Source organism: Hymenobacter sp. BT559, assembly GCF_017571525.1.
Lineage (GTDB): Bacteria > Bacteroidota > Bacteroidia > Cytophagales > Hymenobacteraceae > Hymenobacter > Hymenobacter ginsengisoli.
The window spans coordinates 308,380-333,686 of sequence record NZ_JAGETY010000001.1 but is presented as its reverse complement, the minus strand read 5'-3'; the positions used below and the strand labels follow the sequence as shown (position 1 = coordinate 333,686).

Sequence of the window (25,307 nt, the reverse complement as noted above, 5' to 3'; positions counted from 1 at the left end):
GCGCGCCCAATCTCCCCCTGGCCGAATGCCCCCCACCAATTCCTCGCTCTTCCGCCGCAAGTCCATCGCGGCCATCCTAGCCAACCCGCCCGCCGATGCCGATGGCCACGGCGGCGCGCCCGGCGGGCTAGCCCGCCACCTTACTGTGCGCGACCTCACCGGCCTTGGTATTGCGGCCATCATTGGGGCGGGCATTTTTTCGACCATCGGGCAGGCTAGCCTCAACGGCGGCCCGGCGGTGTCGCTGCTGTTTGTGTTCACCGCCATTGCCTGCGCGTTTTCGGCGCTGTGCTACGCGCAGTTTGCGGCCACTATTCCGGTCAGCGGCTCGGCTTACACCTACGCCTACACCTCATTTGGCGAGCTCGCCGCCTGGATTATCGGCTGGGCGCTCATTATGGAATACGCGGTGGGCAACATCGTAGTAGCCATTTCGTGGAGCGATTACTTTACCGGCCTGCTCGATGGCATTGGTATGCATATACCGCGCTGGCTCACCATGGGCACCCAAAGTGCCTATGCTGGCTACGAGGCCGTTATGACGCTTATGCAGAGCGGTAAGCCCCTAGCGGCCGCCACGCCGGCGCAGCTCGACGCGTACTACGCTTGGGCCCAGGCCCCCGAGCTACCGGGCGGCTTCCGACTGGTGGTCGACCTGCCGGCCTTCCTTATCACGGTAGCCATTACGGCGCTGGTATACGTCGGCATCAAGGAAAGTAAAAACGCTTCTAACTTCTTGGTAGCCTTGAAACTAGCCGTGGTAGCGATTGTAATTGCCGTGGGCGTGTTCTACGTAAAGCCGGCTAACTGGCACCCCTTCGCGCCCAACGGTATCGGGGGCGTGCTCAAGGGCGTGTCGGCGGTGTTCTTCGCCTACATCGGCTTCGACGCTATCTCGACCACTGCCGAGGAGTGCAAAAACCCGCAGCGCGACCTGCCCAAGGCCATGATGTACGCGCTTATTATCTGCACGGTGCTCTACGTTATCATCACGCTGGTACTCACCGGCATGGTAAGCTACAAGGAGCTCGGGGTGGGCGACCCGCTCTCGTTCGTATTTGCCAAGGTGGGCCTGCCTAAGTTTTCGGGCCTGGTGGCCGTGAGTGCGGTGTTTGCCATGGCCTCGGTGCTGCTGGTGTTTCAGCTGGGCCAGCCGCGCATCTGGCTCACGATGAGCCGCGACGGCCTGCTGCCCCCCGTATTTGCCAAGGTCCACCCCAGGTTTCATACGCCCTCGTTCAGCACCATCATCACGGGCATTTTTGTGGGCGTGCCGGCTTTGTTTCTGAATATGGATTTGGTGGTAGACCTCACCAGCATCGGCACGCTGTTCGCCTTTGCGCTGGTGTGCGGCGGCATCCTCATCCTCGACCCCTACGGCAAGTCCGATGCCCGCTTCACGGTGCCCTACATCAACGGGCGCTGGCTGGTGCCGCTGCTGTTGGTGGGTGCTGGCTGGCTGCTGTGGCGCTACGACCACGACACCATTATGAAGCTCATTGAGGACGTAAACGGCCGCACCGCCGCCCGCTCGGGCGAGGGCTACTACAGCGTATTTCGCCACCAGATACCGTACCTCGTCTTCATCCTGGCCTCGCTAGCCATCATGGTGGTCACGTTTCAGAAAAAGCTCTCGCTGCTGCCGGTGCTGGGCCTGCTCACCAACTTGTACTTAATGACGCAGCTCGGCATCAACAACTGGACGATGTTCCTGATTTGGCTGCTCATCGGGTTGGCCATTTATTTCGGCTACGGCTATAAGCATTCCAAGCTGAATAAGCCGGTAGGAGTGCCAGCATGAGAACCCGGCTGCTAGCCCTGCTGGCGGTGGCGACCAGCTCCGTCGCCCAGGCCCAAAGCTTCCCCACCAGCGCCCCCACGCCGGCTGGCTTCGTTCCCAAGGGTTACTACCAGCTGCCCGAGGGCCGTGCCACCGGGGACCTCAACGGCGACGGCCGCCCCGATGTGGTGCTAGCCCTTGCCCCTACCGCCAGTACCGAAGCCGGCCCGGTTCCGGCCACCAACGACAATATTCCGTTTCCGCGGCTGCTGGTGGTGCTGTGGCGCACGGCCAGCGGCTACAAGCTAGCCGCTGCAGCGCGCCAAGCTGTCCTGTGTAAAGAGTGCGGCGGCGTATTTGGTGACCCCTTTGCCGGCCTGGACATTGCCAAAGGGGTGCTGAGCATCTACCATTACGGCGGCAGCAGCTGGCGCTGGGCGGTCACGGGCAAGTTTCGCTACCAGCAGGGCAGCTTTTATCAGATTGGCGAAACCTATACCCTTAGCCATATCAACGCGGAGAATTGCCCTAGCCTGCCCGACCACCGGCCCGGCGACGTGGACCGCGACACCAATCTGCTCACCGGCGCCTACGAGTCGGTGAAAGTTTCGGATGAATGCAAGCTGCTGGAAAATCGCCGCGGCCGGCAGCCAGTGCGGCCGCTCCGCCGGCTGGTTGAGTACAGGCCGGCCCCATGAATAACGTGCTAGGCCCAGCGTGGCGGGAGGAGGTCATACCACCAATAGCTTTGCCAGAAGTATCATGGTAAGCTATTGACGCCCTGACAAGTCTATCGTATGGAGCCTACTTCCCTTGCCACCCGCCTCGACGCCTCCCGCCAGGAGCTGCTCGACCTGGGTATGCGCAACCCGCTGCTCAACTTTCGCTTGTCTAAAGCGCAGGGGGTGAGCATAGTGCGCGAAGAAGCCGCAGCGGTATTCGACGTGCTGGTGCGTCAGGGCAAAACCATGTATTTCCAGGCTGCGCCCCAAGCTCCCAAGCCGGCCCGGCCCGCGCTCAAAGAGCAGCCCACCGCGGCCTCCGACGACCTACCGGCCCTCACCGACTACCTGGTTGAGAATCCGCCTCTGCTGCCCACCGAAGCCGAGCGGCTAGCCCTGCTCTCTGACAATAAGCTGCAAACTGCCGAGCCGCTGGCCCAGCTCGAAAAGCGCCTGCTCAATACCTACTACACCGCCCGCACCAGCCTCGAAGAAACCGGCGTCAATATCCTTTTCCTGGCGCTGGGCATGCTCACCTGGTATGAGGACGCCAGCAGCCCCGAGCCGCGCCAGGCGCCGCTGGTGCTGGTGCCCGTGCTGCTGGAGCGCGGCACCGCTGCCGAGCGCTTTCGGCTGCGCCACACCGGTGCCGAGGTCGAGGGCAATCTGTCGCTGCAAGCCAAGCTCAAGGCCAGCTTCGGGCTAGCCCTGCCGCTGCCCGAGTTGGACGAGGAAGGCCAGCTGGGCGACTACTATACCGAAGTAGCGGCGGCCGTGGCGGGCTTCGAGCGCTGGCGGGTAGAGAGTGATAGCCTGGCGCTTGGCTTCTTTTCGTTTGGGAAATTTCTGCTCTACCGCGACCTCGACCCCAGCACCTGGCCCGCCGGGGCCAGCTTGCTCGGCCACCCAGCCATTGGGGCGCTGCTGGGCACCGACACGGGCTTCCAGGATGCCCCGCCCACGGTGGGCGAAACGGCGTTTTTGGACACCGAAAGCCCGGCCGCCGAGCTGCACCAGGTGCTCGATGCTGACTCGTCGCAACTGCTAGCCCTGCTGGCCGTGCACGAGGGGCGCAACCTCGTCATTCAGGGGCCGCCCGGCACGGGCAAGTCGCAAACCATTGCCAACCTGCTGGCCGAGGCCATCGGGGCTGGCAAGAAAGTGCTCTTCGTGGCCGAAAAAATGGCGGCGCTCGAAGTTGTAAAGCGCCGCCTCGACGCGCTAGGCCTCGGCGCCGCCTGCCTGGAGCTGCACAGCCACAAGGCCAATAAAAAGGCCTTGCTCGATGAGCTGAAGCAAACCCTGAACCTGGGCCGCCCCGCCACCGCTGCCAGTATAGAAGACCAAATGGCCCAGCTGCCGCGCTACCGCCAGGTCCTCAACGACTACGCCCTGGCCGTGAATGCGCCGCTGGGCCGCAGCCGCCGTACCGCCCAGCAGGTAGCCGGCGAGCTGCTGGCGCTGCGCGAAGCGACTGGCGGAGTGTCGCTGCCCCGCATTCCCTTCGCCCAGCTCGCCACCTGGACCGATGCCGACGCTGCTCACGCCGAGGCCCTGGCCACTAGTTTGCAGGCCGCTTTGCAGAAAATAGGCCCGCCGAAAAGCCTGTTATTCTGGGGTAGTGAGCTTACCGTGCTGCTGCCCGCCGACCAGGCCGCGCTGGCCCCGCGCTTGGCCACGGCCACTGCTGCCGTGCAGGCGCTGCAAGCGGCTGGCGAGGCCCTGGCCAGCCTACTGGGCCTGCCCGTGCCAACCGGCCGCCTGGCTGCCGAAGCCCTGCTGCCAGTCGCCCGCCACGCCCAGCTAGCCCCGCCGCTAGCCGGCACCGCCGTAGCAGAGGCCGCCTGGCTGCACCAGGCTGCCCGCCTCGCCGAGGCGCTGCAAGCCGGCGCCACCCACGCCGCCCTGCGCCGGCAGCATGAAGCCGTGCTGCTGCCCGAAGCCTGGAGCCAGCAATTGCTGGCCGAGCGCGCCGCCCTGCTGGCCTACGGCGATAAGTGGTGGCGGTTTCTGAGCGGCGACTATCGCCGCGCCCGCCAGCGTCTGCAGGGCTTGTGGCGCGGTCCACTCCCTAAAGAAAATGCTGGCTTGGTGACTATTATCGACGCTATCCACGAGGCGGCGCGGCATGCTCAGACAGTGATAGATACTGGCTCACTAGGCCAGCAGCTGTTCGGCCATGCCTGGCAGGGTGAGCGCTCCGACTGGCCAGCATTGGCCAAAATGCAGGAGTATCTTACCAGTACGCACCAGCGTATTGCCCGCGGCGAGCTGCCCGCCGACCTGCTAGGCTACCTGGCCCGCGCCGAGCGCCCCGACGCCATTGCCGCGCCACTGGCTAGCCTCGAAAATGCGCTTGCCCAGCAGCGAGCCGCCGTGCAGGCCCTAGCCGATGCGCTGCAGCTGAATGAAGCCCGGCGCTTTGGCACCGAGGGCCGGTTGCAGTTTCAACCATTTGACCATCAGCTGGCCACGCTGGCTGCTTGGGCAGCCAACCTGCCGGCCCTGCGTCTCGCCACCGAGTGGAATAACATGGCCGCCACTGCCCGCGCCGAGCACCTGCCCGAGCTGCTGGTGCTGGCCGAAACCTGGCTCGAAGCCAGCCAGCACCTGGCTGCCGCCGCGCGCCAAACCTGGCTCGAATACCTACAGCGGCTGGCCTACGAGCTGCACCCGGCTCTGCGGCAGTTTGAGCGGGCTAGCCACGAGGAAATAGCCGGCCGCTTTCGGGTGGCCGACCGCGACTCGCTGGTTCACAACCGGATACGGGCTATGCGGCAGCACTTCGAGCAGCTGCCCAACCCGCAGGCGGGCGGCCAGATGCTGCTCTTGCGCAACGAGTTTGCCAAGAAAAGCCGCCACTTGTCCCTGCGCCAGCTCATGGCCAAGGCAGGGCGTGCGGTGCAGGCCATCAAGCCTATTTTTATGATGTCGCCGCTGTCGGTGGCCAGCTACCTGCCGCCTGGCGCCGTGGAGTTTGACCTGGTAGTGTTCGACGAGGCCAGCCAAGTGAAGCCCGTCGATGCGCTGGGCGCGGTGGCCAGAGGCCGGCAGCTGGTAGTGGTGGGCGACTCGAAGCAGCTGCCGCCGACGAGCTTTTTCGACTCGCTCACCGGCGCCGGCGAGGCGGCCGATGAGGAAAACGTGACCGCCGACATCCAGAGTATTCTGGAGCTTTGCAAGGCCCGCCAGATGCCCGAGCGCATGCTGCGCTGGCACTACCGCTCGCTGCACCAGTCGCTTATCGCGGCCTCCAATCATCTTTTCTACGACGATAAGCTGGTGATTTTCCCCAGCCCCGGCGGGCAAGGGCAGCTGGGGCTGGTGTACCATCACTTGCCCGATACCTACTACGAGCGCGGCACCACGCGCACCAATCCGCAGGAGGCCGCCGCGGTGGCCGAGGCCGTGCTCGCCCACGCCCGCACCACGCCCCAGCTCACGCTCGGGGTGGTGGCCTTCAGCACGGCGCAGCGCCAGGCCATCCAGGATGCGCTCGAAAGCCGGCGCCGGCAGCACCCCGAAACCGAGGCGTTTTTCAACCGCCACCCGCACGAGCCTTTTTTTATCAAGAACCTGGAGAATGTGCAGGGCGACGAGCGCGACGTCATTCTCATCAGCCTCGGCTACGGCCGCACCCACGATGGCAGCCTCACCATGAACTTTGGCCCCCTGAATGGCGAGGGGGGCGAGCGCCGCCTCAACGTGCTGATAACCCGCGCCAAGCAGCGCTGCGAGGTCTTCACCAACCTCACCGCCGACGACCTCGACCTGAGCCGCACGCGGGCCAAGGGCGTGGCCGCATTGCGCACTTTCCTGCAGTTTGCGCAGCACGGGCGCCTCAGCCAAGCCGAGGAGGCTAGCCAGGAGGTCGCCACACCATTTGAAGATGCCGTGCGGCAGGCGCTCACGGCGCGGGGCTATGCCGTGCGGCCGCAGGTAGGCAGCCAGGGCTTTTACATTGATTTGGCGGTAGTTGACCCTAGCGAGCCGGGCCGGTACGTGCTGGGCATCGAGTGCGACGGGGCCATGTACCACAGCGCCCGCTCGGCCCGCGACCGCGACCGCCAGCGCCAGCAGGTGCTCGAAGCCGTAGGCTGGCGCCTGCACCGCATCTGGAGCACCGATTGGTTCCGGGACCCTGCTGCGGCCACCGAGCGCGCCGTGGCGGCCATCGAAGAAGCCCGCCGCCAGGCCACCCTCGACCAGGCTGATGTGATTGAGGAAGAAGCCATTGAGGTGGCTAGCCCCACCGCGCTGGCCCGCGAGGCACCGCCCGCGCCCGGCACCTCGGCCGCGCCGCCCTACCAGGTGGCGCAGTTGCCGCCCACCATTCGCCAAAAAGAATTGCCCCAGCACCCGGTGGGCCGCCTGGCCGCCTGGCTGGCCGAGGTAGTGGCCGTAGAAAGCCCCGTGCACCTTGACGAAGCCACCCGCCGCCTGGCCAACGCTGCGGGCGCTACGCAAGTGGGCTCACGCATTCGGGCCAGCGTGGCCGAGGCGGCCCAGCTAGCCGCCAAAATCGGTAGCATTCGGGTGCAGGGCGATTTTTTGTGGACGCCTACCATGCTGCCCGCCGCCGTGCCCGTGCGCGACCGCAGCGCGCTGCCGCCCATCTCGCGCAAGCTGAGCCTCGTGGCGCCCGAGGAGCTGGCCGCCGCCGTGCGCACCGTGGTGCGCGACAGCTTTGCCCTGCCGCGCGAGGCAGTAGCGCTGGCCGCCGCCCGGCTGCTGGGCTTTGCGCGGCCTGGCGAGGAGCAGCGGCAGCTGCTTAATGTTGTGATTGATAGCTTATTGTTGGACAAAGAGTTGGCTGAAAGCAATGGTGTGCTGACAATAGGATAGCCAAGCCATTGACAACGCTAGCATTTACAGCCAACTCAATAGCAGCGAAACGCCGTGCGGCTTTGGCTCTGGGAGTAGCTGAGCTTTTCAACAAAGTGCATTTGAGCTTTTCAACAAAGTAGTGGGCAAGCGCAGGCCGGACCTTTGCAGAGTACTTAACCCTCTCAAAGTCATGCCTAACGTTTGGTTTATTACCGGTAGCTCGCGCGGCCTGGGCCGCAGCCTCACCGAAGCGGTGCTAGCTCACGGCGACCTGGTAGCCGCTACCGCCCGCCAGCCCGAGCAGCTTGCCGACCTCGTGGCCCGCTACGGCGACCACATCCTGCCGCTAGCCCTCGATGTGACAAATAAGGAGCAGATTGCCAAAGCCGTAGCAGCTGCTGTGGCCCGCTTTGGTCGCCTCGATGTAGTAGTCAATAATGCCGGCTTTGGCATCACCGGCGCCACCGAAGCATATACCGAAGAGCAGGTGCGGAGCCAGCTCGATGTCAACCTCTACGCGCCTATCGCCGTGACGCGCGCCGTGCTGCCCATCCTGCGCCGGCAGCGCAGCGGGCACATCCTGCAAGTCAGCTCGATGGGCGGCCGCGTGGGCAACCCGGGCGTGAGCATTTACCAGGCGGCCAAGTTTGGCCTGGGCGGCTTTAGCGAGGCCCTAGCAAAGGAAGTGGCGCCGCTCGGCATCCGGGTGACGTGCGTAGAGCCGGGGGGCTTCCGCACCGACTGGGCCGGCGAGTCGATGACCTACGCACCCGAGGTGGAGGGCTACGAAACCACCGTGGGTCCGCGCGTGCAGATGTTCCAGAGCGGCAGCTTTGTGCCGATGGGTGACCCCGACAAGGCCGCGCAGGTGATGCTAGCCTTGGTGGAAAGCCCCGCGCCGCCCGTACACCTCCTGTTGGGCAGCGAGGCCGTGGCCATCACAAAGCACGCCGAAGACCTGCGCCGCGCCGAGCTGGAGCAATGGCTGCCCGTCAGCATCTCCACCGACCACGACGAGGCCACTAACTTTCTGGAAACCGAGGCTGGCCGGGCCTACGTGCAAAACCGCTAGCCCCCTGCGCCCGGCCCCAAGCAGCGGGCCGAGCTGCGGTTAGTACTAGCCCAGTCCGCTGGTTGGGGCCTGTTATTCAAGCTTATGCCACTTGCTAAGGAAACGCCCGCGCGGCCCCGCATTCTGTATTCGTGCTACGCCAACCTCAGCCGCGAGGGCGAGCAGTTCGTGCCTGAGCACGTGTTCAGCTACCAGGTGGCGGGCACGCTGCTGCTCCACGACGGCACGCGCGAGTATGTGCTGCCAACGGGCTCATTTCGATTGCTGAAGCGCAACCATTTGGTGAAATTCACGAAGCAGCTGCCGCCGGGTGGCGATTATCAGTCCTTGTCAGTATCCTTCGACGAGGCCACTTTGCGGGCATTCAGCCTCGAATATGGCTACCAGCCCACGCCCCAGCCGCCCGGCCCGGTAGTGCTAGAGCTGCCCACTAGTCCCTTGTATACCAGCTATATCGAGTCGTTGCAGCCCTACCACCGTCTGCCGCAGGCGCCCGGCGACCCGCTGCTGGCCCTGAAGGTGCGCGAAGCCCTGCTGCTCCTGCTGCAAACCACCCCGGCGCTGAAAGATGTGCTCTTCGATTTCAGCGAGCCGGGCAAAATTGACCTGGCGGCTTTCATGGAAAAGAACTTTCATTTCAACGTGAGCCTGAGCCGCTTTGCCTACCTCACGGGGCGCAGCCTGGCCACGTTTAAGCGCGATTTTGAAAAGCTGTTTCAGCTGTCGCCCAGCCGCTGGCTGGTGCGTAGGCGCCTGCAAGAAGCGTATTATCAGCTAAAGGAGAAAGGCAAGGCGCCCACCGAAGTATACCTCGAAGTAGGCTTCGAGGACCTATCGCACTTCTCGTTCGCTTTCAAGAAAATGTACGGGCTAGCCCCCTCAAAAATCTAGCCGCAGAGCTACCGTGCCCGGTGAATGATAAACACCCCTAGCAGAATAATCACCATGCCGAGCGCATGCCACAGGTTAAACGCCTCGCCATCGAGGGCGCCCCAGGCCAGCGCCACAATGGGAATGAGGTAAGTGCTGGAAGATGCAAACAGCGTGGTAGAGCGCTGAATGAGCATATTAAACAGTACTGTAGCCACGGCCGTGCTCATAGTGGCGAGCAGCGCAATGTAGCCAAAAGCCGTCCAGGCGCCCGGCGCGGTAGCTAGCTTATGCACGAAGCCAGTGCCGAGCAGCAGGTAGGCCAGCGCCGGCCCGCCAATGAGTAGCAGAAGCAGCGAGGTCACGGCCATAGGCGTCATGGCGTGCAGACGGTGCTTAATGACATTGACACTGAGACCGTAGCCCACTGTCGCGGCCACAATGTAGAGGCCGTACCAGGCATTGCCCGCGCCGGCCGGGGCGGTAGCCTCGTCGCCGCTGCCGCCGAGCAGCATCAGCACCACCGTGCCCACCAGGCCTAGCCCGATGCCCAGCACCCGCAGCCCCGTGAGGCGCTGCCCAAACAGCAGCGCCCCCATCAGCAGCGCAAACACGGCCGTGAGCGCGTTGAGCACGCCCGCCAGCCCCGAGGCTAGCCGCGTTTCGGCATAGGCGAATAGAAAAGCCGGAATGAGGGTGCCCACCGCGCCGCTGAGCGCCAACCACTTGAGGCGGCTGCGCTCGACGCGACCTATTTCGCGCAGCGCAAATGGCAGCAAGAGCAAGGCCGCCACACTCACCCGCGTAGCCCCTAGCTCCATGGCCGAAAACACCACTAAGCCCTTCTTCATCAGGATAAAGGACGTGCCCCAGATGAGCGAGAGTACCCCGAGCAGCCCCCAGGCCGAGGCCGGCGGAGAGGGGCTAGCTACGGCCACTTCGGGCGCGGCCGATACGACGGGCGCAATGGCAGGTTCGGGGGCTGTGGGCGAGCCTGTAGATGGAGCAGGAGTGGGCATTGCACAAAATTACGCCCGGCTGCGGCGGTGGGCGGGTGCCCAGCCAGGGGCAGATTGGCCGTAACATTGCCCCGGTTTTCATTTTCTCAGCCCTGCTTACCATGTCTGCGCCCCTCGCCCTCTCGCCCCAGGAACTCGAAAAACAACAGGCCGCCGCCGCCGCCGTGCGCTGGGTGCGCGATGGAATGGTGCTGGGCCTGGGTACTGGCACTACGTCGGCCCACTTTATCAAGCAGTTAGGCGAGCGGGTGCAGGCGGGCCTCAAAGTGCAGGGCACGGCTACCTCGCTGGCCAGCGAAGCGTTAGCGCGCCAGCTGGGCATCCCGCTGCTAGAGCCGCGCCGGGGCCTCACCTTCGACCTGGCCGTGGATGGCGCCGACGAGCTCGACGGCCAGCTGCGCCTCATCAAAGGCGGCGGCGGGGCGCTGCTACGCGAAAAAACCATCGAAACGGCGTCGCGCTACCTGCTTGTCATTGCCGATTCCAGCAAGGTGGTGCCGGTGCTGGGCCGCTTTCCGCTCCCCCTCGAAGTCGTGCCTTTCGCGCTGCCCTGGGTGCTCGATGCGGTTGAAAAGCTCGGCGGCGCGCCAGTGCTGCGCACGCATAAAGACGACTCCGCTAGCCCCGTATATTCTGACCAGCGCAACTTCTTGGTAGATTGCCACTTCGGCCAAATACCCGATGCCGAGGGGCTAGCGGTGCGGCTCAAAACCATTCCCGGCATTGTGGAGCACGGACTCTTTATGGGCCTAGCCAAGGCCGCCGTAGTTATTCAGGGTGGTGTGGCGCAGGTGCTCAAGCCCGGCGAGGCCGCCCGTCCGGCCGCCGAGTTTGACGAGCTGCCGTAGGGGAGTTCTGAAGTGAATGATAAAATAGAACGTCATGCTGAGCTTGCCGAAGCATCTCTACCGCACGACACCCTAGCGGCGCAGTAGAGATGCTCGGCAAGCCAGCATGACGTTCTTGTATAGGTCAACTTACTTCTTTAACTGCGAAGCGGCCGCCTCGTCCAGAAACCAGTCGACTTCCTTCCCATCCAATTCAATAAGCTGGGCCGGATAATTTTCGATGTCGCGCGGCAGGTCCAGGATTTGGTGCACGGCTTCGGCCTTGCCTTGGCCATAGACCAAGAAGGCCACGGCCCGCGCCTGATTGATGAGCGGGGCCGTGAACGTAATGCGGAATACCTGCTCTACTGGCAGCCACACGTCCTTCACACCCACCGCCTTATCGTGTAGCACGGGCGTGTGCGGGAAGAGCGAAGCCGTGTGGGCATTGTCGCCCAGCCCTAGCAGCACGAGGTCAAACCTGGCCTTTTTCTCCCCAAAAAACTCCTCTACATCTACCCCATACTGGGCGGCGGCCTCGGCCGGGGCTAGCGCGGTGTCGATGGCAAAGACCTGCGCCGGCCGGATGCCCAGCGGCTCGAACAAGGCCTTTTTAGCCATCAGGTAGTTGCTGTCGGGCGAGGTCTGGGGCACATTGCGCTCGTCGCCGAAAAAGAAGTATACCTTGTCCCATTCCACGCGCTCGCGGTAGGCGGGCGAGGCTAGCAGCTCGTACAGTTTCTTGGGCGAGCTGCCGCCCGACAAGGCCACCGCAAAGCGGCCCCGCGCCGCCACGGCTTGGCTAGCCTGGTCCACGAAGTAGTCGGCCAGGGCTGCGAGTACCGCGTCGGCGTCGGCAAAAACGTGCAGGCAGAAGCTACTTTTTTCCATTGAGCGGGAGCGTTAGCCAGTGAAAGCCATCCTTGGCCACGAGGGCTTCGGCATCTTCGGGGCCCCACGAGTCGGCCGAGTAGTTGGGGAAATTCTGGCTGATGCGGTTCTGCCACGAAGTCAGGATGGGCATCACCAGGTCCCAGGCCTCTTCTACCTGGTCGGCGCGCATAAACAGCGTCTGGTCACCGAGCATCACGTCGAGCAGCAGCGTTTCGTAGGCTTCGGGCGCCTGGGTCTGGTAGGTGCCTTTGTAGTCAAATACCATATCCACGGTGTTCAGCATCATGTCGACGCCGGGGCGCTTGGCCTGCACTTGCAGCCGGATGCTCATCTCGGGCTGGATGCTGATAATGAGCCGGTTCTGGCGCATAGTTTCGACCGTTTCGGGCGAAAACACCAGGTGCGGCACGTCCTTAAACTGGATGGTAATGACCGAAGCCGAGCGGTGCAGGCGCTTGCCGGTGCGCAGGTAGAAGGGCACGCCCTGCCAGCGCCAGTTATCCACAAAAAACTTCACGGCCGCGAAGGTTTCGGTGTTCGACTGCGGGTTGGCGCCGGGCTCCTCGCGGTAGCCGGGCACCTTCTGGCCCTCGAGCCAGCCCGCGCCATACTGGCCGCGCACGGCCTGCTCGCGCACGGTTTCGGGCGTGAAGCGGCGCATGGCGCGCAGCACGTCCACCTTGCGGTCGCGCACTTCCTCGGCCGTGAAGCGCACCGGCGGCTCCATCGCCACAATGCACAAGAGCTGCAGCAAGTGGTTCTGAATCATGTCGCGCAGCGCCCCCGAGCCGTCATAGTAGCCCGTGCGCTCGCCCACGCCCAGGCTCTCGGTCACCGAAATCTGCACGTGCTCGATGTGGTCGCGGTTCCAGAGCGGCTCCATAATGGCATTCGCGAAGCGGAAGGCCATGATGTTCTGCACCGTTTCCTTGCCCAGGTAGTGGTCGATGCGGTAAATCTGCTTTTCCTCAAAAATGCGGGCTAGCAGTGCATTCAGCTCCTTGGCCGACTCCAGGTCGTGGCCAAACGGCTTCTCAATCACGATGCGCGTGCGGTCAGCATCCTCCGTCAGGCCTGCCTTAGCTAGGTTTTCGGCAATGATGGGGAAGAAGTTGGGCGCCACCGCCAGGTAGTAGATGACGTTGGCAGGTCCTTGCCATTCCTTTTCGAACTTCTTGATAAGCTTACCAAAATCACGGTAAGTCTCAGCGTTTTGCACGTCGGCGGCCTGGTAGTGAATGTGCGGACCGAAGGCCGCCCACTTGTCCTCAGCCACTTTGCCGGTGCGCGAAAACTCGTTGATGTCGTTGAGCATCCGCCCCTGAAACTCCTCGTCGGTGAGCTTGGTGCGGCCCGTGCCGATAAGGGCAAACTGCTCGGGCAGCCAGCCTTCGAGGTAGAGGTTGTAGAGGGCCGGGGCCAGCTTGCGGGCGTTGAGGTCGCCGGTACCGCCGAAGATGACGAAGACCGTCGGCTGCGATTTGAGCTGCGTATTCATTTAGGCTTGGGGGGTAGTAGGCTCCTCGTTCGATTGCTTGTTGCCAGCTACCGGTGGGGTCGCGGGCGGCTGGTTAGCAGCGGTGCCAGCCGGAGCCTCGGGCTTGCTGCGCATGCCCGTCCACTGGGTGTGAAACACGCCTTCCTTGCCGATGAGCTCGTAGGTGTGCGCGCCGAAGTAATCGCGCTGGGCCTGAATAAGATTGGAGGGCAGGCGCCCCGTGCGGAAGGCATCGAAGTACCCGAGCGCCGAGGTGTAGGCCGGCACTGGTAGGCCCGCCGTCACGGCCGCCGCGATAACAGTCCGCGAGCCGCCCACGCTGCCTTGCACCAGCTGTTGCACCTTGCCGTCGAGCAGCAGGTGGGCTAGCTGGTTGTTGCCCTCGTAGGCGTTGAAAATATCGTTGAGGAACGCTGACCGGATGATGCAGCCGCCGCGCCAGATTTTGGCAATGGTAGCCAGTTGCAGGTCATACTTAAACTCCTCCGAGGCCCTAGCCAGCATGTGCATGCCTTGGGCATAGCTCATTATCATGCTGAAATAAAAAGCGTTTTCGAGCTGCTTCAGGATTTCCTCTTTATCGCCGGCTAGCTGGCCGGCGGCGGGGCCGTACTGCTGGGCTAGCTGCTCGCGCAGCTGCTTGTACTTCGAGAGGTCGCGCATCGACACGGCCGTATCTACCGTGGGCAGGGGCGCCTGCAAGTCCATGGCTACCTGCGAGGTCCACTTGCCGGTGCCCTTGGCGCGGGCCTCGTCCTTGATGTCGTCGAGCAGCAGGTGGTCGCTGTCGGGTGCGTTAAAGGCGAAAATATCTTTGGTAATGTCGAGCAAGAAGGATTGCAAGCGGCCCTCATTCCACTGGGCAAACACCTGGCCGATGGCGGCATTATCCATACCCAGCCCAGTTTTGAGCACGCCGTAAGTTTCGGCAATCAGCTCCATGAGGCCGTACTCGATGCCGTTGTGCACCATTTTTACAAAGTGGCCGGCCGCGCCGGGCCCCATCCAGGCCACGCAGGGCGCGCCATCTACCTTGGCGGCAATGGCTTCAAATACCGGCTGCATGGTTTTGTAGGCGTCTTTGTCGCCGCCGGGCATCATGCTAGGGCCAAAGCGGGCGCCTTCTTCGCCACCGCTCACGCCCATGCCGAAGAAGTGCAGGCCTTTGGCATCCAGTTCCTTGTCGCGGCGCTCGGTATCGAGGTAATACGAGTTGCCCCCATCGATGAGGATGTCGCCGGGGGCTAGCAGCGGCGTCATGTCGGCGATTACGCTGTCGACAATGGCGCCGGCCGGCACCAGCATCATAATGGCGCGGGGCGTTTTGATGCTCTGTACAAACGCCTTGGCGTTGGTGAAGCCCTTCACGGGCTTGCCCTGGCCTTCCTGGCCTAGCAGGTCTACCTGCTTCTGATTTTTGTCGTAGCCAGCCACTGCAAAGCCGTGGTCGGCCATGTTCAGCAGCAGGTTGCGGCCCATCGTGCCGAGGCCAATCATGCCGAATGCGTAGTCCGTGGGGGTGTCGCTCATCGTGCGAAAGAAAAGGAGTGAAAGCGCAAAGGAAGGCTATACGCGGAAATGGCCGCCAGGCTGCCCCTGAATATCGGGTGAAGCCGCTGCCTAGCCACCGCTAGCCCAGTTAGCGTAAGCACAATGCACCCATTCAGGTTTGAAAATGGCTTGTACAAAATCGATTCTTTGCGGGCTGCTGGCTCTAGCCACGGGGCCCCTGCTGGCTGCCCAGGCTACTGCGCCGCCCGGCCTGGCCGAGCGGTTACGCGCCAGTCGCTGGCAGCACCGCGTGCTGCTCATCGGGGCGCCCACGGCCGCGCAGGCCGAATTTCAGCGCCAAAAACGGCTGCTGGCCGCTGACGCAGCTGGGCTGGCCGCGCGCGATATGACCATAATGGAGGTCTTCTACGACCAGCTCTCGCCCGCCGACCGCCAGTGCTGGACCCAGCAGCTTGGCCAGCCCCTGGCTGGCTTTCGGGTGGTGCTCATCGGCAAAGACGGGGGTGTGAAGCGCACCGAAACCCAGCCGCTAGCCCCGGCCAGCCTCTTTGGCATCGTGGATAAAATGCCCATGCGCCGCCAGGAAATGTGGAGTAGAAAAACGCAATAGTTCTGACATGAAAATCGTCTGTCATTGCGAGCGCAGCGCGGCAATCTTTCCTTGTCGTTCGCTTCATTGAGTTAGTACCCCTAGCGTGAAGGAAAGATTGCCGCGCTGCGCTCGCAATGACAGACGATTTTTTATGCTAAGCTACCCCACTAACACCGCGTCGCTAGCCGCGATTTCCTCCAAAATGGCATACACCTGCTCGCCGTTCTCGGCATCGACCAGGCGGGTGCGCCATTGCTTGGCGCCCTCCAGGCCGCGGAAATAGTGCGCGTAGTGGCGGCGCATCTCGAATATGCCGGCTTTAGGGCCTTTCCACTCCAGGCTTTTGTCGAAGTGCATCTTGCACATGGCAATGCGCTCTTCCAGGGTAGGCGGGGCTAGGTGCTGGCCAGTGGCTACAAAGTGCTTCACCTCCCGGAAAATCCAGGGGTAGCCGATGGCCGCCCGGCCTATCATCACGCCATCTACGCCATAGCGGGTTTTGTATTCAAGCGCTTTCTCCGGCGAGTCGATGTCGCCGTTGCCAAAAATCGGGATTTTGATGCGCGGATTTTCTTTTATTTTGGCGATGAGGCGCCAGTCGGCCTCGCCTTTGTAGAGCTGCACGCGGGTGCGGCCGTGCACGGTAAGGGCCTCAATGCCTACATCTTGCAGGCGCTCGGCCACTTCCTCCACGTTCAGGGTATCGTTGTCCCAGCCCAGGCGGGTTTTCACCGTCACGGGCAGGTGGGTGTTTTTAACGACCGCGGCCGTCATGGCCACCATCTTCGGAATGTCGCGCAGCAGGGCAGCGCCCGCACCGCGCAGGGCTACCTGCTTCACGGGGCAGCCGTAGTTGATGTCGATGAGGTCGGGCCCGGCCTCGGTGCTGATGGCCGCGCACTCGCCCATCGTTTCCACATCAGAGCCGAACAGCTGAATGCCGATAGGGCGCTCGTAGTCAAATACATCGAGCTTCTGCCGGCTCTTGGCCGCCGCCCGAATGAGGCCCTCCGAGGAAATGAATTCGGTGTACATCAGGTCGGCACCGTTGGCCTTGCACACAGCCCGGAAGGGCGGGTCGCTCACGTCCTCCATGGGGGCTAGCAGAAGCGGGAAGTCGGGCAGTTGGATGTTACGAATAGTGACCACGGAGATGGATGAGCTTCAAGTAAAAGAACATCATGTTTGTCTGGCAGCAGAGTGCCAAAGCATGACGGACGAATATTTATTGCGCAAATTTACACCCCCTTGAACACCCCTGCCCTTATGAAAGGTTTAGCTCCGCGCCCCGTGCACCCTGCCGTGCAACTGCTCATGCTGCTGGGGCTAGCCGTGGCGGGGCTATGCCTGGCCAGTCTGCTGGCGCTGGTGCTAGCCAATGCGTTGTATGGCATCTCGATGCTGCAATTTGCCAACCTGGCGGCCATGCCCGACCAATACCCCCACGGCTGGGATGCGCTGATGCTCTACCAAGGCTTATCGCTGGCTGGGGTGGGGGCGGGGGCACTGGTGCTGCCGCGCCTGCTGGGGCAGTCGGTAGCCAGCTACTTTGCGCCGCGCCGGCTGGGGGCCGGGTGGTGGCCGGTGGCGGCCGGGCTCGTTATTCTGTGCTCGGTGCCGTTTTTGTCGGCCCTAGTGAGCTGGAATGCCAATGCGCACTTTCCCGCCACGCTGCACGACTTCGAGCTCTGGGCCCGCGACAAAGAAGACCAGGCCGCTGGCCTCACCAAGTTTCTCACCGATTTTAACTCGCCCGGCCGGCTGCTGGTGGGCCTCATCGTCATTGCCATCGTGCCAGCCGTGGCCGAGGAGCTGGTGTTTCGGGGCGGCGTGCAGCGCTGCCTGGTGCAGTGGTTCGGGTCGCGGCACGTGGGTGTGTGGCTGGCAGCGGCCATTTTTTCGGCCATTCACGTGCAGTTTTTTGGGTTTGTGCCGCGCTTCGTGCTGGGCTTGGTGCTAGGGTACCTGTATGAGTGGAGCGGCAACATCGTGGTCTCGATGGCCGCGCACTTCACTCAGAATGCCTTTCAACTGCTGCTGCTGTATCTTTTTCAGACCAAGCAGCTGCCCGGCTCTTTTAACCCCGACGCCAACGTAGCCGTACCCGTGCCCGCCGTGCTGGCCTCGGCTGCGCTCACTGCCGCGCTGCTCTACTGGCTGCACCAACGCTGGGAGGATGGCCGCCCAACTGCCGCTTTCGACCCCGCCCCGCCCAGCGAGCGGGTGCTGCCCTAGCTTTTCCACAACGAGCCGCGCCGGCTCCAACCTCTGCCCGATTTGAACCCAGACGCTACCCCTTCTGCTGCCCCCGAACCGACCGAGCCCAAGAAGGGCCCTAGCAACCTGCGCCTGCGCGCCATTTGGGGGGCGTTGGCAGCGGTGCTGCTGGCAGGCTGCACCTTTGGCGGGCCTGTCTCGTTCGCGGTATTCTTTGCAGCGGTGCAGGCGGTTATTCTGAAAGAGTTTTATCGCATTACCCGGGCTAGCGGCATGAAGCCGGCATTTTGGCTAGGCATTGTAGTGGGAGTCGTCATTTTTCTAGCCATCAATTTTGCGGTGGGCTATGCTGTGTATGCCAAGCTATTTGGCTGGCCTACTGGGTGGACTATTTTTCCGCCATTATCTGCTCTGCCGCAGGCCGTTCCTGGCCAAGCTGCCGGGTGGCTCAAGGCGTGCACGGCGATACTCTCGGCGCCCGTGTGGCTAGGGGGCGCACTGGTATTGCTGGTGCTGCTGATGCTGCGCGAGATACTTTTATGGCCGAATAACGGCCAGCCCGCCAATAATATTGGTGCCACCATCACGGGCCTGCTCTACGTCAGCCTGCCGATGGCCATGCTGAGCGTCATTGCCTATGGTTCGGGCCACTTTGAGCCCGGCCGCGTGTTCTGCCTCATCTTCTTTGTGTGGGCCGCGGACACGGGCGCCTATTTCGCCGGCAAAAACTTTGGCAAGCACAAGCTGGCGCCCAGCATCTCGCCCGGCAAAACCTGGGAAGGTTGGGCTGGCGGTGCTGCACTCACTTTGCTAGTAGGCTGGGCAGCTGGCTACTTCCTGCCCGATATTCCGCTGAGCCACCGGCTGGTGGCGGCGGGCGTGGTGGCCGTGTTTGGCCCGCTCGGCGACCTGGCCGAGTCGATGCTCAAGCGCAGCGCGGGCGTGAAAGACTCGGGCACCTTTCTGCCCGGCCACGGCGGCCTGCTCGACCGTTTCGATGCCTTTTTGCTGGTGCTGCCGGTGCTGGCGCTGCTGCAAGCGCTGTTTCAGTGAGTGAATGGGCGAATGAGTAAATGCTTAGTGCGACCATTCGCTTATTTACTCATTCGCCCATTCACTCATCGGCAAACGTACCTTTGCGGCGCTTTTTCGTAAGCGCATACGTCCTTCATATCCCACCCAACCCTCACCCCATTACCCCCTCACATGGCAGCCACCACTGTGTATAAAGAACCCGCCCCCCGGGTCGAGAATACCGAAAATCCGCTTGAGTCCATGATGTCGCGCTTTAATGTAGCGGCCGAAATCCTGGGACTCGATGATACCACCTACGAAGTGCTGAAGGCACCCGACAAGCAGGTAATTGTGCACCTGCCCGTGTCGATGGACGATGGCAAGGTACGCGTATTCGAGGGCTACCGCGTGGTGCACAACACCATTCTGGGCCCTAGCAAAGGCGGTATTCGCTACGATAAGAACGTAAACCTCGACGAGGTGAAGGCGCTGGCCGCCTGGATGACCTGGAAGTGCGCCGTGGTAGATATTCCCTACGGCGGTGCCAAGGGCGGCATCATCTGCGACCCGACCACCATGAGCGCCGGCGAGATTGAGCGGCTCACCCGCGCCTATACGGTGTCGATGAAAGACGTATTCGGCCCTGACCGCGACATTCCGGCTCCCGACATGGGCACCGGCCCCCGCGAGATGGCTTGGATTATGGACGAATTCTCCAAGACGGTGGGCCAGACGGCTTCGGCCGTGGTCACGGGCAAGCCCCTGGTAATGGGGGGCTCGCTCGGGCGCACCGAGGCCACCGGCCGTGGCGTCATGATTTCGTGCCTGGCAGCTATGAATAAGCTGGGTATGAAGATTGAGGAAACTTCGGTCGCCATTCAGGGCTTCGGCAACGTGGGCTCGTGGACGGCCAAGCTGATGTTCGACAAAGGCTTGACCATCAAGGGCGTTTCTGATATCTCGGGCGCCTACTGGAACGACAACGGCATCAACATCGACGATGCCATTGCCTATAAAAATGCCCACGGCGGCCGCCTCGAAGGCTTTGAGGGGGCTAGCCCCATGGACCCCAGCAAGCTGCTCACCTCGGCGGTAGACGTGCTGGTGCCGGCTGCGGTAGAAGATGTTATTACCGAGCATAATGCACCCTACATTCAAGCCAAGCTGATTGTAGAAGGCGCTAACGGCCCCACCTCGGCTTCGGCCGACCCCATTATCTACGGCAAAGGCATTTCGGTAGTACCCGACATTCTGGCCAACTCGGGCGGCGTAACGGTGAGTTACTTCGAGTGGGTGCAGAATAAGCAGGGCTTCAAGTGGAGCCTGGATATGGTGACCGAGCGCGCCGACCGCATCATGACCGAAGCCTTCGAGAAGGTGTACGCTACCAGCCAGAAATACAATATTTCGCTGCGCATCGCGGCCTACGTGGTGGCCATCGACAAAGTAGCTCAAACGTATAAATACCGCGGCGGCTACTAAGCCCGACCGCAGCTTCAAACGGATTTAACGGATTTCGCAGCTACGCCTGCTAACGCAGGCTGACTACTGAGTTTGTTAAGCTGTTTGTTGAGCTGCTGGGAAGAGCCGATTGAGTATATAGTAGTTAAAATACCGGAAGGCGTGGGTCGGTTGGCCCGCGTCTTTCTATTTTTGAGGCGCAAGGCACCGCGAAGCGCTAAAAACTGTCTACCAACCAAGCGTACGCACGTAAACGCAAGAGTAATCCGCGTAGTCAGCCCGCCACAGGCGGGCGTAGCTGCGAAATCCGTTAAATCCGTTTGAATCTGTGATTAAAATACACAAAGAGGGCCGCCGCATCTTGTTCGTGACGCTGCTCGTGCTGCTGGCCCTCAACCTGCTGCTAAGCCGCTACAACGGGCCCAACGTAGTGTTTAACCGCATTTTCGCGGGGGCTTCGGTGGTGGCATTCTTGGCGCTGCTTCAGTTCTTTCGCTCGCCCTTCCGGCGCCTGCTCACCCACGAAGACCTGCTGCTAGCCCCCGCCGATGGCAAAGTAGTGGTGATAGAGGAAGTATTTGAGCCCGAGTACTTTGAGGATGCACGCCGTCAGATTAGCGTGTTTATGTCGCCCATCAACGTGCACATTACCCGTAACCCGGTATCAGGCATTGTCAAGTATTTCAAATATCACCCCGGCAAATACCTGCTGGCTTGGCACCCCAAAAGCAGCACCGACAACGAGCGCACCACAGTAGTAGTGGAAAGCGATGCCGGCCCGCTGGTACTCTTCCGCCAGATAGCCGGCGCCATGGCGCGCCGCATTGTGTGGTACGTCAACGAAGGCGATGAAGTAAGCCAGGGCGAAGAGTTTGGCTTTATCAAATTTGGCTCGCGGGTCGATGTGTTCGTGCCGCTCGACGCCGACATCAAAGTAGAGCTCGGCCAGAAAGTGAAAGGCGGCGAAACCGTGCTGTGCCAGCTGAAGGGCTAGCCCGTAGCTGGCATTAAGGCAATTAAAAAGGCCGCCTGAACTTGGTTCGGGCGGCCTTTTTGTGGGTTTACTTGGCTAGGGTGCTTGCTGGGTTTGCTGCTTTAGTAGCTGAGCGGCGCCCGGAATGTGCGAAAGAACCATTCCTAGCCCCATCACGATGATAAAGCACACCAGCAGCGGTATCAACCAGCCGCGCGGCTGAAACTGATAAGTGCCCACGTAGCGCGGCCAAAACCACAGAATGTAAATCAAGATGGCTGGCAAATTCAGCAACGATATAAACCAGGGACTTAGCACGTAGCGCTGCATCAGGAGGTTGACCACTACAGCCTCGGCGACCAAATATGCCAGCACAAAGGCGACTAGGCCCCAAATAGCTTTCGTTTGCTTGAGGCGGCGCAGGTTAAGGGCCAGCAGCACCGCTCCGGTGATGATGGTGTTAAAAAGCACTGAAAACAGCACAATCACGCCCGGCGTGTAAAGTACGGGCTGCTCTTCGTCGGGCACCGCCTGGGTTTCGGTGCGGTTTAGCTCGCTAGCCTTGGCAGCAGCCTCGGCCCGCTGGGCTTGCACGGCCGCTTCGAGGCCTGGGCGCAGGCTAGCTTCTTCGGGGGCGGGCTGGCCGCGGTGGCGCAGCTCGTCGAGGGCGGCCAGCACGGCATCTTCGCGGTACTGGGCGTGGCCCGTCACGTATTCGCGCAGCGCCGCATCGGGCTTGAGCGCCATCTTGGCGACGTAATCTTCCATAACAAATTGAAGCATAATGCGCAGCGCACAGTAGGCAGCGGGCTTCTAGCTGCTCACTGTTTACTACGCACTGTAAAACTCCGCAAGCGCCGCCCCCGCTCTGCGTACATCCTCAAACGAATTATAGAGCGGAACGGGTGCGAGGCGAATCACATTTGGCTCGCGCCAGTCGGCAATGATGCCGCGCGCCGCCAGAAAATCGAACAACTCACGGCCCCGCTCATTTACCAGCAGCGACAGCTGGCAGCCGCGCTGGCCAGGGTCGGCGGGGGTGATAATCTCAAACTTCGACTTCGGCAGGCCTAGCTGCTGAATCAGGTATTCGAGGTAGCCGGTGAGCTTCTCGCTTTTCTGGCGCAGGGCGGCCACACCCCCGGCGCGGTCAAAAATATCCAGGTTGGCACGGTGCACGGCCATGGGCAGCACCTGCCCGCACGAGAGCTGCCAGCCCGCCGCACCCGGCGACGGCCGGAAGCCCGGCTTCATCTGGAAGCGCTCCTTGGGGTCGTAGCCCCACCAGCCGGCTAGCCGCAGCAGGTCAGGCCGGTGCGCAAAGCGCTCATTAATAAACACCCCCGAGGTGCCGCCCGGCCCCGAGTTGAGGTACTTGTAAGTGCACCAGCAGGCAAAATCCACGTCCCAGTCGTGCAGGCTTAGCACCACGTTGCCGGCCGCGTGGGCCAGGTCGAAGCCCACGGTGGCGCCCACCGCGTGCCCGGCCTTCGTGATAGCTGCCATATCGAACACCTGCCCGGTGTAATAGTTGATGCCACCAAAAATGACCGTGGCTAGCGAGTCGCCAAGCTCCGCGATTTTGGCCTCAATATCCTCGGTGCGCAGCGTGTGCTCGCCGGGCCGCGGAGTCATCTCCACGATGGCCTCGGCCGGGTCGAGGCCGTGCAGGCGCGCCTGGCTTTCGAGCGCATACTGGTCCGAGGGGAAGGCGCCGCCCTCCATCAGTACCTTGTAGCGCGTGGCGGTGGGCTGGTAGAAAGAGATGAGCAGCAGGTGCAGATTCACCGTTAAGGTGTTCATTACGACCACCTCAATAGGTTTGGCGCCTACCACCCGGGCCGTAGCGTCGGCTAGGGTGTCCTGGTAATACATCCAAGGCGACTCGCCGTGAAAGTGACCTTCCACCGCCTGCGTTTCCCACGATTTAAACTCGGCCTCTACCGCGGCGCGGGCGGCTTTGGGCAGCAGCCCCAGCGAGTTGCCGCAGAAGTAAGCCGTGGGCTGCCCATCGGGCCCGGGTGGGATATGAAATTCCTGCCGGAAGGGGGCTAGCGAATCGGCTGCATCCTGGGCAGCGGCAAAGGCAGGCGAAGCATCGTAGGTCATGCGGGTGGGAAGTAGCGCGGGCTCTGTAAGCCCGCGCATAGGTCATTCAATACGCGGGCTCAGCGAGCCCGCGCCAGGCTTACATTTTTTCTAGCACAATGGCTGTGCCCTGGCCCACGCCCACGCACATGGCCGCCAGGCCATAGCGCACGCCCTCGCGGCGCTGCATTTCGTGCACCAATGTGGCAATGATGCGGGCGCCGCTCGACCCGAGCGGGTGGCCCAGGGCAATAGAGCCGCCGTTCACATTCAACTTGGCCATGTCGATGCCCAGCTCGCGCACCACGGCCACACTCTGCGAAGCAAAAGCTTCATTGATTTCAAATAGGTCGATGTCGGCAATGGTGAGGCCGGCTCGCTCCAGCGCCTTGCGTGTGGCGGGCACCGGGCCCATACCCATAATCGACGGGTCGACGCCAGCCACGGCCGAAGACACGATGCGGGCCAGCGGCTTGAGGTTGTAGCGCGTGAGGGCTTCCTCGCTCACCAGCAGCGCGGCGGCCGCCCCATCGTTGATGCCCGCCGAGTTGCCGGCCGTCACCGTCCCGCCATCGGGCTGAAAGGCGGGCTTAAGGGTGGCTAGCTTTTCGAGGGTCGATACGCGGGGCTGCTCATCGGTGTCAAACAGGGCCGTGTCGCCTTTGGGCTGCGGCAAAAACACCGGTACCAGCTCCTTGCGGAAGCGGCCCTTTTCGGCCGCACGGTGGTATTTGCGCTGGCTTTCGAAGGCGAAGGCGTCCTGGTCTTCGCGGCTCACGCCATATTGCCGGGCCACGTTCTCGGCCGTGTCGCCCATGGTGTAGGGGTAGTGCTCCCGGGCCAGGCGCGGGTTCACGAAGCGCCACCCCAGGGTGGTATCGTGGGCAGTAAAGTCGCGGGCAAAAGCCGTGGCCGACTTCGCCATTACAAAGGGCGCGCGGGTCATGCTCTCGGCGCCACCGGCCAGGTACACGTCGCCTTCGCCCACTTTAATGGCACGGGCAGCGTCAATAATGCTCTGCATGCCGCTGGCGCAGAGGCGGTTTACGGTGCTGCCGGGCACCGTGGTGGGCAGGCCGGCCAGCAGCGCGGCCATGCGGGCCACGTTGCGGTTGTCCTCGCCGGCCTGGTTGGCGGCGCCCATTATCACATCCTCCACGGCGCTCTTGTCGAGGCTGGGGTTGCGCCGCAACAGCTCGCGCAGGACGAGGGCGGCCAAATCGTCGGGGCGAACGCTGCTGAGCGCGCCGCCAAATTTTCCAATCGGGGTGCGCACGGCATCCACGATATACGCATTAGGCATTCCGAAGGTATCGTTGGGGCGAAGCGAGTCCGCCGGTTGAGGGCTAATTTTGGCCTGGCAACGCGCACCAGCGCGGGCCTTTTTCACAACCGCAAAGATGATACAAAGAATCCAAAGCGTTTTTCTTTTGCTGCTGGCGCTGGCGATGTTGAGCCTGCTAGCCCTGCCGCTCTGGCACAAAGTAGATGGCCTCACGCACCAGGAGCTAACCCTGTCGGCCTTCAATTTTTCGGCCGTTAATATGCCCAAGCCTACCACCGGTGCCCCGGTATGGATTATTGGCGTGCTGGCGCTGGCCTCGGCTGCCGTGGCGGTATACGAGATTTTTCAATTCCGCAACCGCTTCACGCAGCTCAAGCTGGGTGCGGTTAATATCCTGCTGCTCGTGGCCACCTTCGGCGCCGCGTTCTATTTCTCCAACCAAGGCGAGGCTTTCCTCAATCCGAAGCTGGAAGGCCAGTTTCAGCCTGCTTTCTACCTGCCCACGCTGGGCCTGATGCTTAACCTGCTGGCCAACCGCTTCATTCGACGCGATGAGCAGCTGGTGCGCAATAGCTACGACCGCCTGCGCTAGGGTCCCTAGGCCTCACACACCACCAAAAAGCCCCGGCTGCTAAGTTGCAGCTGGGGCTTTTTGG

General features: G+C 62.4%; 20 protein-coding genes. 12 read left to right on the top strand and 8 right to left on the bottom strand.

Features of this window, described 5'->3' with window-relative positions:
• Positions 1 to 25: 25 nt before the first annotated feature.
• The 5 genes from J4D99_RS01355 (at position 26) to J4D99_RS01335 (ending at position 9,292) form a co-directional block, all read left to right on the top strand.
• A complete protein-coding gene (locus J4D99_RS01355) occupies positions 26 to 1,801 on the top strand; it encodes an amino acid permease (protein WP_208129894.1) in 1,776 nt (591 codons plus the stop codon).
• On the top strand, positions 1,798 to 2,478 hold the full coding sequence (locus J4D99_RS01350; RefSeq protein WP_208129893.1) for an FG-GAP repeat protein: 681 nt from the start codon (positions 1,798 to 1,800) through the stop codon (positions 2,476 to 2,478). The genes J4D99_RS01355 and J4D99_RS01350 overlap by 4 nt, the downstream gene beginning before the upstream one ends.
• A gap of 99 nt (positions 2,479 to 2,577) precedes the next feature.
• Positions 2,578 to 7,347, top strand: a complete 4,770-nt coding sequence (gene proA / locus J4D99_RS01345; RefSeq protein ID WP_208129892.1) for an anti-phage protein ProA — start codon at positions 2,578 to 2,580, stop codon at positions 7,345 to 7,347.
• A gap of 172 nt (positions 7,348 to 7,519) precedes the next feature.
• Complete coding sequence (locus J4D99_RS01340) at positions 7,520 to 8,401, top strand: oxidoreductase (protein ID WP_208129891.1); 882 nt, start codon at positions 7,520 to 7,522, stop codon at positions 8,399 to 8,401.
• A gap of 84 nt (positions 8,402 to 8,485) precedes the next feature.
• Positions 8,486 to 9,292 carry a helix-turn-helix domain-containing protein gene (locus tag J4D99_RS01335; RefSeq protein ID WP_208129890.1) on the top strand — a complete coding sequence of 269 codons (807 nt, stop codon included), beginning with the start codon at positions 8,486 to 8,488 and terminating at the stop codon, positions 9,290 to 9,292.
• Positions 9,293 to 9,300: 8 nt separating this feature from the next.
• Here J4D99_RS01335 and J4D99_RS01330 read toward each other — a convergent pair whose 3' ends face one another.
• Positions 9,301 to 10,290 carry a DMT family transporter gene (locus J4D99_RS01330; protein WP_208129889.1) on the bottom strand — a complete coding sequence of 330 codons (990 nt, stop codon included), beginning with the start codon at positions 10,288 to 10,290 and terminating at the stop codon, positions 9,301 to 9,303.
• Positions 10,291 to 10,391: 101 nt separating this feature from the next.
• Between J4D99_RS01330 and rpiA the strand changes: the two genes are divergently transcribed.
• Positions 10,392 to 11,138 (top strand): ribose-5-phosphate isomerase RpiA, encoded by a 747-nt coding sequence (gene rpiA, locus J4D99_RS01325; RefSeq protein WP_208129888.1) that lies wholly within the window; start codon positions 10,392 to 10,394, stop codon positions 11,136 to 11,138.
• A 129-nt stretch (positions 11,139 to 11,267) separates the two neighbouring features.
• Here the strand turns inward: rpiA and pgl are convergent, their stop codons facing one another.
• The 3 genes from pgl to gnd are packed head-to-tail and all read right to left on the bottom strand — an operon-like array spanning position 11,268 to position 15,039.
• Positions 11,268 to 12,008, bottom strand: coding sequence for a 6-phosphogluconolactonase (gene pgl, locus J4D99_RS01320; RefSeq protein WP_208129887.1), 741 nt, complete (start codon positions 12,006 to 12,008; stop codon positions 11,268 to 11,270).
• Positions 11,995 to 13,509 (bottom strand): glucose-6-phosphate dehydrogenase, encoded by a 1,515-nt coding sequence (gene zwf, locus J4D99_RS01315; protein WP_208129886.1) that lies wholly within the window; start codon positions 13,507 to 13,509, stop codon positions 11,995 to 11,997. Before zwf ends, pgl begins: the two co-directional genes overlap by 14 nt.
• Positions 13,510 to 15,039, bottom strand: a complete 1,530-nt coding sequence (gnd, locus tag J4D99_RS01310; protein ID WP_236018450.1) for an NADP-dependent phosphogluconate dehydrogenase — start codon at positions 15,037 to 15,039, stop codon at positions 13,510 to 13,512.
• 145 nt (positions 15,040 to 15,184) lie between these two features.
• Between gnd and J4D99_RS01305 the strand changes: the two genes are divergently transcribed.
• Complete coding sequence (locus tag J4D99_RS01305; RefSeq protein WP_208129885.1) at positions 15,185 to 15,631, top strand: DUF4174 domain-containing protein; 447 nt, start codon at positions 15,185 to 15,187, stop codon at positions 15,629 to 15,631.
• Positions 15,632 to 15,772: 141 nt separating this feature from the next.
• Here J4D99_RS01305 and dusB read toward each other — a convergent pair whose 3' ends face one another.
• Positions 15,773 to 16,762, bottom strand: coding sequence for a tRNA dihydrouridine synthase DusB (dusB, locus tag J4D99_RS01300; protein WP_208129884.1), 990 nt, complete (start codon positions 16,760 to 16,762; stop codon positions 15,773 to 15,775).
• Between the two features lie 117 nt (positions 16,763 to 16,879).
• On the opposite strand from dusB, the gene J4D99_RS01295 reads away from it, so the two are divergent.
• The 4 genes from J4D99_RS01295 (at position 16,880) to J4D99_RS01280 (ending at position 21,299) form a co-directional block, all read left to right on the top strand.
• On the top strand, positions 16,880 to 17,848 hold the full coding sequence (locus J4D99_RS01295) for a CPBP family intramembrane glutamic endopeptidase (RefSeq protein WP_208129883.1): 969 nt from the start codon (positions 16,880 to 16,882) through the stop codon (positions 17,846 to 17,848).
• A 42-nt stretch (positions 17,849 to 17,890) separates the two neighbouring features.
• Positions 17,891 to 18,883 (top strand): phosphatidate cytidylyltransferase, encoded by a 993-nt coding sequence (locus J4D99_RS01290; RefSeq protein ID WP_208129882.1) that lies wholly within the window; start codon positions 17,891 to 17,893, stop codon positions 18,881 to 18,883.
• A gap of 153 nt (positions 18,884 to 19,036) precedes the next feature.
• On the top strand, positions 19,037 to 20,326 hold the full coding sequence (locus J4D99_RS01285; RefSeq protein WP_208129881.1) for a Glu/Leu/Phe/Val family dehydrogenase: 1,290 nt from the start codon (positions 19,037 to 19,039) through the stop codon (positions 20,324 to 20,326).
• Between the two features lie 310 nt (positions 20,327 to 20,636).
• The gene (locus J4D99_RS01280) at positions 20,637 to 21,299 is read left to right on the top strand and encodes a phosphatidylserine decarboxylase family protein (protein ID WP_208130139.1); all 663 of its coding nucleotides are present in this window, start codon (positions 20,637 to 20,639) and stop codon (positions 21,297 to 21,299) included.
• 75 nt (positions 21,300 to 21,374) lie between these two features.
• Here the strand turns inward: J4D99_RS01280 and J4D99_RS01275 are convergent, their stop codons facing one another.
• From J4D99_RS01275 to J4D99_RS01265, 3 genes are all read right to left on the bottom strand, one after another.
• A complete protein-coding gene (locus J4D99_RS01275; RefSeq protein ID WP_208129880.1) occupies positions 21,375 to 22,046 on the bottom strand; it encodes a hypothetical protein in 672 nt (223 codons plus the stop codon).
• A gap of 63 nt (positions 22,047 to 22,109) precedes the next feature.
• Positions 22,110 to 23,426 carry a kynureninase gene (gene kynU / locus J4D99_RS01270; RefSeq protein WP_309509605.1) on the bottom strand — a complete coding sequence of 439 codons (1,317 nt, stop codon included), beginning with the start codon at positions 23,424 to 23,426 and terminating at the stop codon, positions 22,110 to 22,112.
• A 40-nt stretch (positions 23,427 to 23,466) separates the two neighbouring features.
• Positions 23,467 to 24,669: a thiolase family protein gene (locus J4D99_RS01265; protein WP_208129879.1), complete on the bottom strand. Its 1,203-nt coding sequence runs from the start codon at positions 24,667 to 24,669 to the stop codon at positions 23,467 to 23,469.
• Between the two features lie 97 nt (positions 24,670 to 24,766).
• Here J4D99_RS01265 and J4D99_RS01260 point away from each other — a divergent pair, with 97 nt between their 5' ends.
• Entirely contained in the window at positions 24,767 to 25,243 is a 477-nt protein-coding gene (locus J4D99_RS01260; RefSeq protein WP_208129878.1) for a DUF4293 domain-containing protein, read from the top strand.
• Positions 25,244 to 25,307 lie beyond the last annotated feature (64 nt).